Here is a 15,253-nt window from a genome sequence, read left to right as displayed (position 1 = left end):
TATGCAAGACCTTCAATCTGTCCTGGCACGCTCCGCCAGCACCTTACAAACCATTTCTGACTCAGCCACCCTAGATGCAGAGGTCTTACTATGTCACGTCTTAGAAAAAAATCGCAGTTATCTACGTACTTGGCCAGAAAAGCGGCTTACCAATGAGCAGCTAAGGCAATTCTCTCGCTTACTGGAGCGACGCCAACAAGGGCAACCTATTGCCTATATTACTGGCACTCGAGAATTTTGGTCACGTGATTTCATAGTCAATCCCAGCGTATTAATTCCACGCCCTGATACCGAAACATTAATCGAAGTCTGCCTACAATTACTCGAATCTAAACCCGGTGCAAAACTCATTGATTTAGGGACTGGATCGGGTATTATCGCCATTACACTTGCCGCTGAATACTCGCAGCTCAAAGTGACAGCTGTCGACAATAGCACAGAAGCGTTAGATACAGCTCAAAACAATGCCCAACTAAATCATACGCCAAATATTCGCTTCCTAAACAGCAATTGGTTAGCTGAAGTTCCTCAAGAAAAATTCGACTTCATCGTTAGCAATCCACCTTATATAGATGTAAACGACCCTCATTTAAGTAAAGGGGATGTGCGCTTTGAGCCTAATAGCGCCCTTATTGCAGAGCAACAAGGACTACAAGACATTCTTGATATTAGCCAACAAAGCCATCAACACCTAAGTCATGGCGGTTACCTTATTTTTGAGCATGGCTACAATCAAAAACAAGCCGTACATGACCTACTTGAACAGCAGCAATATCAAAATATTCATTGCGTACACGACTTATCGGGGCACCCTCGTGTTAGCTACGCACAATGGTTACCTCAACTTTAAGCAGCATAATTACCATGGCAGAAAAAATTACTGAAATTGTAATCCCTAGGAAAATAGTACAAAATCTCCTGCATCACGCCCAGCAAACACCAGAACAAGAAGTCTGTGGGTTAATCAGCAGCCGTGATAACACACCCTATCGCAGCTATCCAGTTAAAAACAATGCACCAGAACCAGCAAGATTTTTTAACTTAGATGCCCAGCAACAAATTCAAGTTATGGCAAAGATGCGTGATAATAATGAGCAGCTATTTGCTATCTATCATTCACACCCTACAGCACCGGCTATTCCTTCAAATACTGACTTAGCACAAGCAAATTACCCTGAAGCACTCTATTTAATTATTTCCCTTAATACCAAAGGTATTCTGGAAATACGCGGCTACCACATACAGAGTGCGAAATTTGTTGAAGTCTCACTCTGCTTAACTTAGCCATCAACATAACAGCACAACTAAAGTCAAATCTGATAAAACATATTCAGAAAATAAAATTGAGCATTGATTAACAGCCCCTTCTACACCGAAAACTGACGGCATACCGAGTGAAACTGACAGCTACTTTGGACTGAGAATCTTATACTCCCCCCGAAACTGACTCATCTTTTTGTCCAGTTTCGGGATTCATTTCATCCTCAGCCCTTAGCTATACGTTTACGCTTACCTTTTCTAACAAACAAACGCGAGAACAATAGACCTGCTTCAAATAATAACCAAATCGGGACAGCCAATAAAGTCTGGGAAATAGCATCAGGTGGCGTTAAAAACATACCAATAACAAAAGCGCCGACAATGACATAAGGGCGTTTATCAGCAAGCTGTTGCGGCGTCATAATTCCAGCCCAAACTAAAACTATAGTGACAATAGGCACTTCAAAAGCCATCCCAAAAGCAAAAAACATCGTCAGAACAAAATCCAGATATTTGGCAATATCTGTCATCACTGTAACGCCTTCTGGCGCAGCAGACGTTAAAAAACCAAAAACCAAGGGAAAGACTACAAAATAGGCAAAGACCATGCCTAGCGCAAATAATAAAGTACTTGCCACTAATAAAGGCGCAATCATGCGCTTTTCATGGGAGTAGAGTCCAGGCGCAACAAACGCCCAAAATTGATACAAAATAATTGGCACTGAAATAAATATAGCCGCCACAAGTACCAATTTAAACGGTGTTAAAAAAGGAGAAACGACATCAATAGCAACCATAGAGCTATTTTCTGGCAAAAAATGCATTAAAGGCTGGGCTAAAAAATTATAAATCTCATTAGCAAAAGGCGTCATTGCTAAAAAAACCACCAACACACTAAGCACCACCCGCAATAAGCGGTTACGTAACTCTATAAGATGGGAAATAAATGGCTGCTCTACTTCATCATTTTCCGACATCTGACTCTTTATCCGTTTTGTCTTTGGCATCTAAAAAGTGCTCAGCTCGCTTATTTAAGTCCAAGCCCTTAGTCATATCATCTAGTTGTGCTTGCTGTTCTTTCAACAGTTGCCTTAACTCCTCTTCCTTTAGCTCTTCTTTAATCTCTTCTTTAACAGAAGCAACGATATGCCGCGTTTTACCCACCCAAAAGCCAGCAATACGAGCAAGCTTAGGTAGCTTCTCTGGCCCTATAACCAACAAGCTAACAACAGCAATTAAGCAAAGCTCCCAGAATCCGACATCAAACATGATTTAAGCTTTATCTTTATCTTTTTCAGTGACTTCAACATCGATAACATCGCCACCTTTATCTGATAAGTTTTTGTCTTCTTCACCCTCTTTCATAGCCGAACGAAAACCTTTAATTGCACCCCCTAAATCGCCGCCCATATTACGTAACCGTTTAGTGCCAAATAAAACCAAAACAATGACTAAAACAATGACTAATTGAGTAATACTAATTCCCATAATAAAATCCTCTTACTTTATATGTATTATTTATTGCGTTGTGCTTTTTCTGTTAAACCAGACAAACCAAAGCGACGCTGCAATTCATTCAAAACATCGTCAGGGCTTAATTCTTGATCGGCCAACATAACCATACAATGAAACCATAAATCAGCTGTTTCATAAACAATCTGTTCTTTATTGCCGTCTTTTGCAGCAATAACTGTCTCTGTGGCTTCTTCGCCTATTTTCTTTAAAATAGCGTCTAAACCTTTCGCATATAAACTAGCTACATAAGAGCTATCGGCAGACTCTTGTTTGCGCTGCTCTAAAATAGCAGCTAATTCAGTTAAAACGTCACTCATGCTCGATATTCCATAAATTATATTAGCGGACTAAAGCCCGCCCTACAGTCGCTATTATTTTTTATACATTTCAGCGGGATCTTTTAATACGGGTGAATTTTCTTGCCAAACACCTCGCTCTAAAGTCCGATAAAAACAACTTTCTCTGCCCGTATGACAAGAAATACCGCCCTCTTGCTCTATACTCAATAAGATAACATCTTCATCACAATCTACAGAAATCGCTAAAACTTTCTGCCTATTGCCTGACTCTTCGCCTTTGCGCCATAATTTATTGCGTGAACGGGACCAATACACCGCATAGCCACACTCATTAGTAAGCGCCAAAGACTCACGGTTCATCCATGCGAACATCACGACTTTACCCGTACCTGCTTGCTGGGCGATAACGGGGACTAGACCATCATCTGTCCAACGAATTTCATCCAACCAAGTTCCGCTCATGCTAAGCGCACTTCTATGCCTTGGCTTGCCATATGCTCTTTAGCTTCCTGAACACTATATTCGGCAAAATGAAAAATACTCGCGGCTAATACAGCATCCGCTTTACCTTGAGTAACGCCGTCAGCTAAGTGCTGTAAATTACCAACACCACCAGAAGCAATAACTGGCACAGTTACCGCTTCACTAATAGTCCGCGTTAAATCTAAATCAAAACCTTCACGCGTGCCATCACGATCCATACTAGTCAATAATATCTCACCAGCGCCGTAATCAACCATTTTCTTTGCCCATTCGATGGCATTAATCCCTGTTTCTTTGCGGCCTCCGTGAGTAAAAATCTCCCAGCGGTTAGCTTCACCGACACGACTAACTTTCTTCGCATCTATAGCGACAACAATACATTGTGAACCAAATTTTTCTGCGGCTTCACGGACAAACTCAGGATTAAATACAGCCGCGCTATTAATACCCACTTTATCCGCACCGGCATTGAGCATGCACCGAATATCTTCCAGCTTTCTGATGCCGCCACCAACCGTTAAAGGTATAAACACCTCACTAGCGACCTGCTCAACCACATGTACGATGGTATCACGGTCATGGTGCGTTGCAGTAATATCTAAAAAAGTAATTTCATCAGCACCTTCGCGGTCATATCGGCGCGCGACTTCTACCGGATCTCCGGCATCACGAATATCAACAAATTTTACGCCTTTAACAACGCGACCATTATCAACATCAAGACACGGAATAATTCGTTTAGCTAAACTCATAGTGTCCTTTAGGAAAAGATTGCGCCAGTTTTTCTGCTTCAGCAAAATCTAAAGTCCCCTCATAGATAGCACGACCGGTAATAGCTCCCATAATACCGTCTTCCGCAGCTAGAGCTAAAGCTTTAATATCCTCTATGTCAGTAATCCCCCCTGAAGCGATAACGGGAATATTAATCGCGTCTGCCAATTTAGCAGTCGCCTCAACATTCACTCCATTCATCATGCCATCACGAGAAATATCAGTATAAATAATGGCCTCTACCCCATAAGACTCAAACTTCAGGGCCATATCAATAACATCATGACGTGATAATTTAGACCAGCCATCAACCGCAACTTTACCGTCTTTAGCATCTAAACCCACAATAATATGCCCAGGATAAGCCATTGCTAACTCACGCACAAACAGAGGATCACTTACCGCTTTAGTACCAATAATGACATATTGCACACCCGCCTCTAAATAAGCCTGCACCGTTTCTTCGTCACGTATACCACCGCCAATCTGTACAGGTACATCAGGGTAAGTGGCAACAATCTCATGAATAATTTCAGCGTTTTTTGGCTTACCAGCAAAAGCACCATCTAAATCGACCAAATGAATGCGTCGTGCTCCTGCGGCCACCCAGCGCCCTGCAACTTCAACAGGGTTATCTGAAAATACTGTGTCATCATCCATACGCCCTTGGCGTAAACGAACACATTTACCATCTTTTAGATCAATGGCGGGTATTAACAACATTTTTTTAGCCTCAAATAGAGTGAAATAGAATTAGGGAGGTCGCTTTGTAAGCCTAGCCATCCCAATGTAAAAAATTATTAAGTAGCTGCAAGCCAGCTGTTTGACTTTTTTCAGGGTGAAACTGCACAGCAAAGATATTATCTTTCGCTAAAGCGCAGGCAAAATTTTCAGGGTATTCAGTGGTTCCAGCAACGATAACAGAGCTATCAGGTTGTGCGTAATAACTATGCACAAAATAGAACCGGCTATTTTGTGGAACACCTTTCCAAAGCGGGTGAGCGTGTTGCTCCACCTGATTCCACCCCATATGCGGAATTTTTAAGCGCTCGCCATTGGCGGCACGTAAATCTTCCGGAAAGTGCTTAACTTGACCAGGCAGGATATTCAAACATTCAACACCCCCATTTTCTTCGCTGTTAGTCAGTAAAGCTTGCATCCCCAAACAAATACCTAGTAATGGTCGAGTTTGCGCAACTTGAGCTATGACTTGATTTAATTCAGTTTCTTGCAAGGCATGCATACAGTCACGCATAGCTCCCACGCCCGGGAAGACTACGCGATCAGCTGATAATATGGATTTTAGATCAGAAACAACACGGACATCAACATCAGGTGCTGCGTGTTGCAAAGCTTTGGCAATGGAATGGAGGTTACCCATACCATAATCTATCACGGCTACGGAAGACATTTTAATGGTTTAGATATATCAATTAAAAAACGAGGGTTGCTAACTTACAAAACACCCTTAGTGGAAGGCATTATACCCGCCATACGCGGATCTTCAGCAACAGCCATACGCAAGGCACGCCCCATCGCTTTAAAAACAGTTTCAGCAATATGATGCGCATTCACACCTTTCAAGTTATCGATATGCAAGCTAACACCGGCATGATTAACAAATCCTTGGAAAAACTCACGCAATAAATCAACATCAAACGCACCGATCATAGCTCGCGAAAAGTGCACTTCATAATACAAGCCTGGGCGGCCTGAAAAATCAATAACAACACGTGACAAAGATTCATCTAAAGGCACATAAGCATGGCCATAACGAACCAAGCCTTTTTTATTACCCAATGCCTTTGCAAAAGCCTTGCCTAGCGTGATACCTATATCTTCAACGGTATGGTGATCATCGATTTGCAAATCACCTTTGCAGGTTACATCCATATCAATCATACCATGCCGCGCAATTTGATCTAGCATATGCTCTAAAAAAGGTACGCCAGTATCAAACTTAGCTTTACCTGTGCCATCTAGGTTAATGCTAATACTAATTTGCGTCTCCAGTGTATTACGTTCAATACTTGCGGTTCTATTGGTCATTTTTTTATATTGTTAATAAATGGAAATGAAATAACTTGTGCATTCTGACTCAGAATTTGTGCTTGTCTTCAAGGCGCATAGCAAACTATGTAACTATTATACCGCGGAGAGACGCGCAAAAAGACAAGTTATAAAATTTTCATTCCTAAATATAAGGGGCGAGCATCACCCGCCCCAAGATACTCTTACTTAGCGCGCTTACGCTCATTTTCAGTTAATAATATTTTACGTAGCCGAATTGACTCAGGCGTCACTTCAACGAGCTCATCATCCGCAATAAACTCTAAAGCTTGCTCTAAAGTCATTTTCTGAATTCTTGCACAAGTTAAACTTTCATCTGTACCTGATGCACGAACGTTAGTTAATGGCTTTGGTTTAGTTGGATTAACCACTAAGTCATTCGTACGTGAATGAATTCCAACTAATTGACCTTCATAGATTTCATCACCATTAACAACCAACAATTCACCACGCGCTTGTAGCGGGTATAAAGAATAATCGACGGCTTTACCTTTAGACATTGAAATGAGTACACCACGAACTCGATTACCCACAGCTCCCTCTTTTACTGCGCCGTAATGATCAAATACGTGATAGAACAAACCTGAACCAGAAGTTGCAGTTAAAAATTCTGTTTGAAAGCCCAGTAATCCACGAGAAGGCACAACATATTCCAGACGAATACGCCCTTTACCATCTGGAACCATATCTTTTAGCTCTCCTTTACGATCACCTAATTTTTCCATGATCGTGCCTTGGTGCTGCTCTTCAACTTCAATGGTTACATTTTCATAAGGCTCTGATTTAACGCCATCAATTTCTCTAATAATAACTTGCGGCCGAGAAACGCCCATCTCATAGCCTTCTCGACGCATATTTTCAATTAAAACCGATAAATGCAACTCACCACGACCTGATACTTTAAACTTATCAGGATCATCCGTTATCTCAACACGTAAAGCAACATTGTGCTGTAATTCTTTTTGTAAACGATCATAAATTTGACGTGTGGTAATAAACTTACCTTCTTTTCCTGCAAACGGAGAGTTGTTTACTTGGAAAGTCATACTCACCGTTGGCTCATCAATTGATAGAGCTGGCAATCCATCAACATGATCAGGGTGACATAAAGTTTCAGATATTTGTAAATTTTCAATACCACAGAAAGCGATAATATCTCCTGCTTGTGCAGAATCTACTTCAACGCGTTCTAAGCCACTAAAACCATAAATCTTCAACATACGCCCATTACGCGTATTTCCTTCAGCATCAACTAAAGTTAATGGCTGATTTCTCTTTACTGTACCGCGCTGTATACGCCCAACACCGATAACACCCACATAAGAATTATAATCTAAGCTGATAACCTGCATCTGAAAAGGCGCATCAACATCAACAGGAGGTGGTGTTACTTTATCAATAATCGTTTGAAATAATGGTGTCATATCACCACCCGAAACATCCTCCTCTAAACCCGCAAAGCCATTTAAGGCAGACGCATAAATAATTGGAAAATCCAACTGCTCATCCGTTGCTCCCAAGTTATCAAATAAATCAAATGTTTGGTCAACCACCCAATCAGGGCGAGCGCCAGGACGATCAACCTTGTTAATAACAACGATAGGCTTTAAACCCAAAGCAAACGCTTTTTTGGTTACAAAACGTGTTTGTGGCATAGGTCCATCAACAGCATCAACCAATAACAACACAGAGTCAACCATAGATAAAACACGCTCAACCTCACCACCGAAGTCAGCATGTCCTGGTGTATCTACAATATTAATGTGATAGCCATTCCAGTCAATTGCAGTATTTTTTGCCAGAATAGTAATGCCACGCTCTTTTTCAAGGTCGTTAGAATCCATCATCCTTTCAGTGGTCTTTTCATGTGCTGAAAAAGTACCTGACTGCTCTAATAATTTATCAACCAAAGTTGTTTTACCATGGTCAACGTGCGCAATAATTGCTATATTTCTTAATTTATCTATCACTTTATTTGTACGGTTAATTTAAAAATCAGGGTATGTTTGATCAAACAGTGTAATTATTAACTTTGTTCCCAAGGTAGTTGGCAATAGCGCCAGCCACTAAGATTGCCTCGATGTTTATTATCATCTAAAGCACCTTCAAAGCCATCCAGTATATTAATTGAATGCGCAAAACCAGCTTCATTTAAGGCTTGTGCCGCATCAAGAGAGCGCTGACCACTACGACATAAAAGTAACACAGGCCTTGTTACATCATTATTAACAGCTACTTTTACTTGCTCAACAAATTGCGTATTAACTTGCCAATCTGGAAACTCTTTCCAAGGTATATGCACTGCCGCTAAGGGATGTCCCACAAAACCATGCTCAACTTTAGTTCTGACATCAATCATTACTGCAGAAGGATTTTCCTGCATATATGTCCAAGACTGCTGGGGTGTTAAATTCTCTATCATACGTTCACTCTATGAGTTTATAGGCAATTAACTTAAAGCAATTAGCCACGCTTTTGCCCAATAAACTGCGCTTCATTCCTCAAACCTTGCCTTGTATCACCTACGGCACTATTTTCACGATAATAAATAACCTTCATCGGGGAAAATAAACTTAACAACTCATTATCTGCAAGTAAAAATTTTGGATTTTTAGGCCCATGCAGATAAACTTTATGTTGCGTATAAGTTTGATAAAAAAGCAAGCCATTCGGCTTTAAACATTCCATTATCGCATTACAAATCGAACGGTCAAGAAATCGCCCTACAACGACGACATCAAAACTGTTTTTAGAAAAACTATACGGAGTGATTTCTTTGGTGAATGTCTTAACTGCTAAGGCTTCAGTGCTTGCCTGCACTTGTAATTTTTGCAAGGCAAGCGTGGAAATATCCCATGCCTGCACAGTCATACCCTGCTGAGCTAACAATAGAGCATTAGCACCCAAACCACAAGCCAAATCCAATGCATTCCCTGCCTGAGGCAATAAGTAAAGGTTATCGCTTAAAACCTTACTAGCAATAGCCTCCGACATAATACTCTCAGAATAAATAGTATTCCATTTCTCAACCAGCGCCTTATTCACGAACTGCAGATTTTGTTTTCAGCCACTCTTCAAGAAACACTAAAAAAGTACGTACTTTAGCAGACAAATATTTTCGATGTGGATAAAGCGCATGAATCTTCATAGGTTCTACTGCATAATCATCTAAAACAACCTGTAAATAACCTTTTTCGATATCTCGAGCAACAATATATTCAGGCAACATCACTAAACCTAAGCCTTTTTTGGCAGCGATACGAATCGGATCTGCCGCATTAGCTTGCATTCGCCCAGAAACAAGCACCTCTTTTTTACCTTCTAAGCCCCTAAAAATCCATTTATTACGTGGAGGTATAGCCCAATTCACCAAACAACCATGATGCAATAAATCATCTGGCACCAGAGGTTTACCCTGTTTTTTAAAATAAGCCGGAGACCCACAAACCAATAAAGGCGAGCTAGCGAGCTTTTTAGCAATATGGCTGGTATCCTCTAAGCCACCAAAGGTAATCGCAATATCAATGCCCTCATCAACCAAGTCACCCACACTACTCTGTAACACTAAATTAACCGATAAGTCTTTATGCATTGCCAAAAACTCAGTAACGGCAGGGGCAATATATAAAGCACCAATAATAGGTGGAGCGCTGATTTTTAACTTTCCTCTAGGTTCAGTATGCAGTTGTGTGACTGCATCTTCCATTTCATCAATCTCAGCAAGAATGATTCGACACCGCTGCAAATAAGCCGCACCGACATCCGTTAAGCTTAAGCTACGTGTGGTCCGGTTAAATAAGCGAGCGCCTAAATAGCCCTCCAAGTGCCCAATATGCTTGGTTGCCATCGCCCGAGAGATAGACATTTCTTTTGCACCACCAACAAAGCTCCCAGCCTTGGCAACACTGGTAAACACCTTCATTCCCGTTAATTTATCCATAGAACTACCTCAAACTTTTAGCTTAAGCAGCAAAAATCAATAATACTCCGAAAGTACTGCTAGAACGACATATCTTAAATTTCGAGTTTTAAAAATATATATCCCCTTAATTAGCCACCATAACCCAAGTTAGCACAGTACCTCTGAAGTAAGCCATAAAACGATGAGACTAATAATAATTAAAGAACAAGCAATTATATCGTTTTTTGTAACGTCTCATTATCCGCTGGCAGCGACCACAGGGTCAATGCATTAAAAGAAATTTAAATATGACAAGATAGCTATCATATTATTTTTATTGCTGATGTCATTATAAATTGTAGCTTAGTGGAGCACTTTTCCACATTAACAGACTCACGAATTATATAGTGCCCCCCCAATATTTAAGCCAATACTTACGTTGGATTAGTATAGCTAAAACCCGCGCATCATCCCAAGCTATCGCCTGTAATGGCATAAATAAGATTAGGTAAAAAGTGGATTTTATAAACATAGTTTTAATTTTGTTCATACAATAATTAATTTTTGTTATATCAAAATACAATAAACAAAACAACAAAGTTAAATCATTGATTTAAAAACCAAAAAGCATTACGATTAAATTATTACTTATGGAGGACAGCACAATGCACGTAACCAGTAAAGGCCAGGTAACTATTCCCAAAGGTGTACGGGAAAGTATGGGGATTATTCCAGCTCAAACCGAAGTTGAGTTTTTACAAGATGAAAACGGTCGCTGGTATCTTGCCAAAGCTAAATCCTCAGATAAAACAGTAAGTCGCTTTAGAACGGCTCACAAAACCGGAAAACTCACGATGAGCACCGATGAAATCATGGCTTTAACGCGGGATGAAGCATGGCCATCATCTTAATTGATACTTGTGTGGTCACTGATTTAGCCGACCCCAAAAGCGCTTGGTTTGAATGGAGTGCATCTACACTTGAAAAATTAGATCAAAACAATACTTTCGTGATTAACCCTATCATCTATGCTGAGTGTTCAGTAGGGACAGTTGGACATGGCTTGGCTATAGTGCTTAGCGTGGAATAGCGTCAGTACTTTCCAGCATTAGTAACAAGCCAATCTACCGGCAGCAACAATTAATACTCCAAGAAAACGACGCTATCCCAACATACGAGTTTTTATTAAAAATAATTACACTCGTTTTATTCTTGCTCAACCACAAGCCCTCCAGTTGGCAGTCTCACCTTATACGCTATTCCTAATTCACCTTCTTGCATCGTGGAATCAACAATAGTATTTGTATCTTCTAAACTTCCACTAACTTCAACACCGCCCTTGACCTTAGTTATAAACGGCAGACCTCCTTCTGCTTCAGCATAGACCTTACCTCCTTTCGTCACTTTCTCACTACTACTAATTGCTTGAATTGCACCTTGCTTACTAGTAGATATAATTGTGTACTCTTTAGATGCTGGTGCTATTTTGAAAACCAAAGGGCCATTATCATTAGGAATAGTAAATGTCTCATTACCTTTATAGGGGAAGCTTTCATCAATATCATCTGATGCAAATGCTGGCTTATAAGGATTTTTTGCCGAGAGGAATTCCACATGTAACTGGCCTCTTGCTCCAGATTGTATATCCATTTCTACCGTCACAGTTGATAGTCCACGATTGACAAAAAACGTAGGTAATATCTCTTTTTCAGCGTCTGGGAGAAGGAGTTTTATATCTGCATTTATCAGCCCGTGCATTGGTAACGCTGCACTATCAGCAATATTAAAAGCAATAACTAATTTTTTCTTTTCAATTTTCTTTGCTCTTGGTTTGCTCCTGTTGGATTTTGTACTTATTGTGCCTGCTTTTTTATCTACCACAACATCAACCTTGCTAGCATCAGAGGCTTTAGCAACCTCTTCTATTTCCTTTGTAGTTATTGGTTTTTCTTCATTCTTTGTGACACTTTTTGCAGCATCCGTATAGGAATCCAATACTTTTTTAATTTGTTCGTTGGTTTCCTCATCATTCAAATATCCATCTTTATTTAATTTTTTTATCTGCTCTATTTGTTTAGCACCATCTTTTTTCTGATTCGCCATAACTGCAAGACCAGCAAAATCTTTAGAAATATTAGCAAGATCAGTAACACTTTTTGAGGTTGTTTGCAATGCGCCTAAAGCATTGGCCTGAGTACCTGCTAAGCCCGTTAAATCATTAAAGGAATCTCCCTTACCAAGAAGCCCAAAAGCGGCTGAAAGACCTGTTGGGTTAGGCGCTGAAGGTGCTGTTTGCAGATTAATAATATTAGCAGGTAAATCTTTAACCTGTAAGTTGCCTGGATCACTACGCCTACTTGCGGTAGAGATCGGGTCTATAGCTGTCGGTTTAGTACCGCAAGGCTCGTCATTAAATCGCCAATGTCTCGTTTCATCGATCTCTTCACAACTATTACACTGTCCCATAACTGCTTCAGCATAGACCCCTTTGGTTGGCACACTGACTCTAAAAGGATCTGGTTTTGTAGTAGGTTTATAATACTCTAAAAGATTTTCTACGCCTTTAAATACTGGATCAAGCCGCTCACCCGGAATAACTTTTAGAACCAAGTTATTGCCTACAATACCCATTACTTTGTTTTCTACGACACTCGCAACACTTTTACCGCCACTATAGGGTGCAATAAACCCATCAAGCAAACCAAATAGACGACTGGCATCCATACTGGACCAAATCATTTTATGTGACATTTCCATATGCTCGTTTAAAAAACTAACTAATGTAGATGCTGCATCCTGGTCTTCTTTTCTAGGGTTTCTTATTTCTCTATCATTTAAAGGCGCATACATTAAGGCAGCATCTGTTACTGTAATTAGGCCACCTAAAATTGAAGCGTTTATAATATCGTTATTAACACGACTATTACGCACAATATATTCACTTAAATGTTTTGTTCTATAATGTAAATATACTGAACGCAAAATTATTTTTGAAGAAGCCTTAACATCTGTATTGGCTCTAAAACGTAAGTGTTTAATTTGTGCCCGAGAAATATTTTGTTTTGCCTTGCTGGCAATACTCACCCTAAGAACTGCTCCTTTTCTATAATTTGAAAGAAGTGTTACATCAAGTTCTAGTTTCTCTTCTCGTCCATCATCAGCAATGGCATCCACTTGTAGCCTGTCTATAAAAGATCTGACGATATCCGGCACATATTGCTCTTCAAATATAATATCTTTTTCGGCCTCTGTTAGCGGCACGTCTCTTTCTAAATGGAAAACCATCCGCCCAGAAAACCAAGGAAAAGGGACTGAAAGATCGTACTCCTCCGTTTTAGTTGCTTCATCTATAGATTTTATGAACGGTCTTGTCAATTCAAAAGAAATGGTAAAATACCCAGAAAACTCTTCAATTACTTCATTAGCATAACTACCAGCAGGAAGGTCTGAATTAACATAGTTTGATTCAATACGTTCAATTGCATCAAAACCTCTTCTCAGCTTTCGTCCATAGATCGTTTTTTGTAGGGTATTTTTCCAGCGTAGTACCTTTTTATGATCAAAATGACTCATAGGCATTGGCACAAAAAGACATTCCTGCACATCAACAAGTTGTTGTTCTATTGCGTAATGCCTTAGTACTTCAAAATACTCTATCGTCATGGCATGACAATGATTATTATTTTTGATCACTTCAGTTTGCGCACTAACAGACTCATTTTGCGCTACCGCTTGAATAACTGTACTTCTTTGGCTTCGTAAACTAGATGCCGATTGGGATGTACTGTCTTGCATCCTATTAAGGGAGCTTGCTGATATATTCCTAGATGAATTTTGCGTTGCTGTTGAGTTTGATGATGCGCCTGAATGCGATACTCCTCCAACAACACCAAAAATAGCCTTACCAATAAATCCCCCTATACCTGCTGCAATACCCGCACTAGTTGAACTAGTGCTATTTGTAGATGATGCGTTAATAGATTCACCAAAAGATGAGTTTATTATTTCTGTAATATCTCTATCTCTCGATATATCAGCCTGAAGTTCATCAACAGCTATTGATGCTTCTGCTCTACTTCCTTGTTCTTTTCTATCCCAATCAATAATAGCAATCTGTTTTTCTTGACAAGGAGCCAAGGGCAAGCTGTAAAGGCAGTCTCCTAGAGAAAATCCAGCCGCTTTCCATTTTTGCTTAAAATGTAAAATATGACCGTTTGCAATGGTTGTATTTTCATAAATGGTAGGCGTTTCATCCCAATCAATACTATTTTCAACACTTAGGTTAACTCGACCAGGATGATTTAAAACATAAGCTCTTTCTATCTCTTCAACCTTGTTAATAGCCCAATAAATCTGGCGTTTTAGAGATGTTAAAGTACTTTTAATTTCATCATATTGGGTATAAAAATAATCATCCCCTAGCTCTGTTGCGAAATTTGTGCTGGTCGCATAAAAAGAATAAAACTCATCTAACAAGATAATAAATGAAGAAATGCTTTCTAAAAAAATAGTGTAATAGGAACGTATCTCTAATATTTCTCCTAGAGACAGAATTGCTGTATTTCTAAGCGTTTCTTTTATTTCTCTAAATTTTTGTATAAGACACATAATGCCCATTGTTTCTGTTTTTCCAGAAGGCAAACAAGGCTCATAATTTACACTATTACCTTCAATTGCAGTCGCTAGTTCAATCATAATCCTTCGCAAAAAACCCAACATATTCTCTTGCGCTTGTGATTCTTTGGTATTTTGATCTACAGCTCTAATTAATTGTTCAACTTTTTCACCAACTACTTTAATGAACTCCCTTTTAGCATGCTGTTTATTTGTAACCGTCAATTAAACCCACCTAGCCAAACCATTCCATTTACTTTAAAGGCGGAATTTTTTCAGTCATTACCCAGGGTAAAAACTGATCTAATGCTTCTGGTTCATAATGTCGCCCCAGTTTAGG

18 protein-coding genes are annotated in these 15,253 nt (G+C 39.8%); 4 read left to right on the top strand and 14 right to left on the bottom strand.

Annotated features, from left to right (window positions below; all coding sequences use genetic code 11):
• The first annotated feature begins 1 nt into the window (after position 1).
• Together prmC and BQ7314_RS05515 are read left to right on the top strand one after the other, a co-directional pair.
• Positions 2 to 850 carry a peptide chain release factor N(5)-glutamine methyltransferase gene (gene prmC / locus BQ7314_RS05520; RefSeq protein ID WP_174482715.1) on the top strand — a complete coding sequence of 283 codons (849 nt, stop codon included), beginning with the start codon at positions 2 to 4 and terminating at the stop codon, positions 848 to 850.
• A 14-nt stretch (positions 851 to 864) separates the two neighbouring features.
• Positions 865 to 1,284: a M67 family metallopeptidase gene (locus tag BQ7314_RS05515; protein ID WP_174482714.1), complete on the top strand. Its 420-nt coding sequence runs from the start codon at positions 865 to 867 to the stop codon at positions 1,282 to 1,284.
• 200 nt (positions 1,285 to 1,484) lie between these two features.
• On the opposite strand, the gene tatC is transcribed toward BQ7314_RS05515, so the two are convergent.
• The 13 genes from tatC to BQ7314_RS05450 all read right to left on the bottom strand — a co-directional run bounded on the left by tatC (position 1,485) and on the right by BQ7314_RS05450 (position 10,338).
• The gene (gene tatC / locus BQ7314_RS05510) at positions 1,485 to 2,237 is read right to left on the bottom strand and encodes a twin-arginine translocase subunit TatC (protein WP_174482713.1); all 753 of its coding nucleotides are present in this window, start codon (positions 2,235 to 2,237) and stop codon (positions 1,485 to 1,487) included.
• Positions 2,224 to 2,529: a Sec-independent protein translocase protein TatB gene (tatB, locus tag BQ7314_RS05505; protein ID WP_174482712.1), complete on the bottom strand. Its 306-nt coding sequence runs from the start codon at positions 2,527 to 2,529 to the stop codon at positions 2,224 to 2,226. The genes tatC and tatB overlap by 14 nt, the downstream gene beginning before the upstream one ends.
• Before the next feature lie 3 nt (positions 2,530 to 2,532).
• Complete coding sequence (tatA, locus tag BQ7314_RS05500) at positions 2,533 to 2,748, bottom strand: twin-arginine translocase TatA/TatE family subunit (RefSeq protein WP_174482711.1); 216 nt, start codon at positions 2,746 to 2,748, stop codon at positions 2,533 to 2,535.
• A 26-nt stretch (positions 2,749 to 2,774) separates the two neighbouring features.
• Positions 2,775 to 3,092 carry a phosphoribosyl-ATP diphosphatase gene (locus BQ7314_RS05495; protein WP_174482710.1) on the bottom strand — a complete coding sequence of 106 codons (318 nt, stop codon included), beginning with the start codon at positions 3,090 to 3,092 and terminating at the stop codon, positions 2,775 to 2,777.
• Positions 3,093 to 3,146: 54 nt separating this feature from the next.
• Positions 3,147 to 3,536, bottom strand: coding sequence for a phosphoribosyl-AMP cyclohydrolase (hisI, locus tag BQ7314_RS05490; RefSeq protein ID WP_174482709.1), 390 nt, complete (start codon positions 3,534 to 3,536; stop codon positions 3,147 to 3,149).
• Positions 3,533 to 4,309: an imidazole glycerol phosphate synthase subunit HisF gene (gene hisF / locus BQ7314_RS05485; RefSeq protein ID WP_174482708.1), complete on the bottom strand. Its 777-nt coding sequence runs from the start codon at positions 4,307 to 4,309 to the stop codon at positions 3,533 to 3,535. Before hisF ends, hisI begins: the two co-directional genes overlap by 4 nt.
• On the bottom strand, positions 4,296 to 5,051 hold the full coding sequence (gene hisA / locus BQ7314_RS05480; protein WP_174482707.1) for a 1-(5-phosphoribosyl)-5-[(5-phosphoribosylamino)methylideneamino]imidazole-4-carboxamide isomerase: 756 nt from the start codon (positions 5,049 to 5,051) through the stop codon (positions 4,296 to 4,298). The genes hisF and hisA overlap by 14 nt, the downstream gene beginning before the upstream one ends.
• Before the next feature lie 52 nt (positions 5,052 to 5,103).
• Positions 5,104 to 5,739: an imidazole glycerol phosphate synthase subunit HisH gene (hisH, locus tag BQ7314_RS05475; RefSeq protein WP_174482706.1), complete on the bottom strand. Its 636-nt coding sequence runs from the start codon at positions 5,737 to 5,739 to the stop codon at positions 5,104 to 5,106.
• A gap of 44 nt (positions 5,740 to 5,783) precedes the next feature.
• Positions 5,784 to 6,377 (bottom strand): imidazoleglycerol-phosphate dehydratase HisB, encoded by a 594-nt coding sequence (hisB, locus tag BQ7314_RS05470; protein ID WP_174482705.1) that lies wholly within the window; start codon positions 6,375 to 6,377, stop codon positions 5,784 to 5,786.
• A gap of 185 nt (positions 6,378 to 6,562) precedes the next feature.
• Positions 6,563 to 8,368: a translational GTPase TypA gene (typA, locus tag BQ7314_RS05465; protein WP_174482704.1), complete on the bottom strand. Its 1,806-nt coding sequence runs from the start codon at positions 8,366 to 8,368 to the stop codon at positions 6,563 to 6,565.
• A 56-nt stretch (positions 8,369 to 8,424) separates the two neighbouring features.
• The gene (locus BQ7314_RS05460; RefSeq protein ID WP_174482703.1) at positions 8,425 to 8,820 is read right to left on the bottom strand and encodes a rhodanese-like domain-containing protein; all 396 of its coding nucleotides are present in this window, start codon (positions 8,818 to 8,820) and stop codon (positions 8,425 to 8,427) included.
• A 41-nt stretch (positions 8,821 to 8,861) separates the two neighbouring features.
• Entirely contained in the window at positions 8,862 to 9,392 is a 531-nt protein-coding gene (locus tag BQ7314_RS05455) for a class I SAM-dependent methyltransferase (RefSeq protein WP_174482702.1), read from the bottom strand.
• A 43-nt stretch (positions 9,393 to 9,435) separates the two neighbouring features.
• Entirely contained in the window at positions 9,436 to 10,338 is a 903-nt protein-coding gene (locus BQ7314_RS05450) for a LysR family transcriptional regulator (protein ID WP_174482701.1), read from the bottom strand.
• 626 nt (positions 10,339 to 10,964) lie between these two features.
• Between BQ7314_RS05450 and BQ7314_RS05445 the strand changes: the two genes are divergently transcribed.
• Positions 10,965 to 11,210 (top strand): AbrB/MazE/SpoVT family DNA-binding domain-containing protein, encoded by a 246-nt coding sequence (locus tag BQ7314_RS05445; RefSeq protein WP_174482700.1) that lies wholly within the window; start codon positions 10,965 to 10,967, stop codon positions 11,208 to 11,210.
• On the top strand, positions 11,195 to 11,389 hold the full coding sequence (locus tag BQ7314_RS05440) for a hypothetical protein (RefSeq protein ID WP_245394921.1): 195 nt from the start codon (positions 11,195 to 11,197) through the stop codon (positions 11,387 to 11,389). Before BQ7314_RS05445 ends, BQ7314_RS05440 begins: the two co-directional genes overlap by 16 nt.
• Before the next feature lie 116 nt (positions 11,390 to 11,505).
• On the opposite strand, the gene BQ7314_RS05435 is transcribed toward BQ7314_RS05440, so the two are convergent.
• Positions 11,506 to 15,138: a hypothetical protein gene (locus tag BQ7314_RS05435; RefSeq protein ID WP_174482699.1), complete on the bottom strand. Its 3,633-nt coding sequence runs from the start codon at positions 15,136 to 15,138 to the stop codon at positions 11,506 to 11,508.
• Between the last annotated feature and the right edge of the window lie 115 nt (positions 15,139 to 15,253).

The sequence above is a fragment of the methanotrophic endosymbiont of Bathymodiolus puteoserpentis (Logatchev) genome (assembly GCF_900128525.1).
In the GTDB taxonomy this organism is placed as follows: domain Bacteria; phylum Pseudomonadota; class Gammaproteobacteria; order Methylococcales; family Methylomonadaceae; genus Methyloprofundus.
The sequence above is the reverse complement of the archived record's forward strand: the minus strand, read 5'-3'. Positions and strand labels throughout refer to the sequence as shown.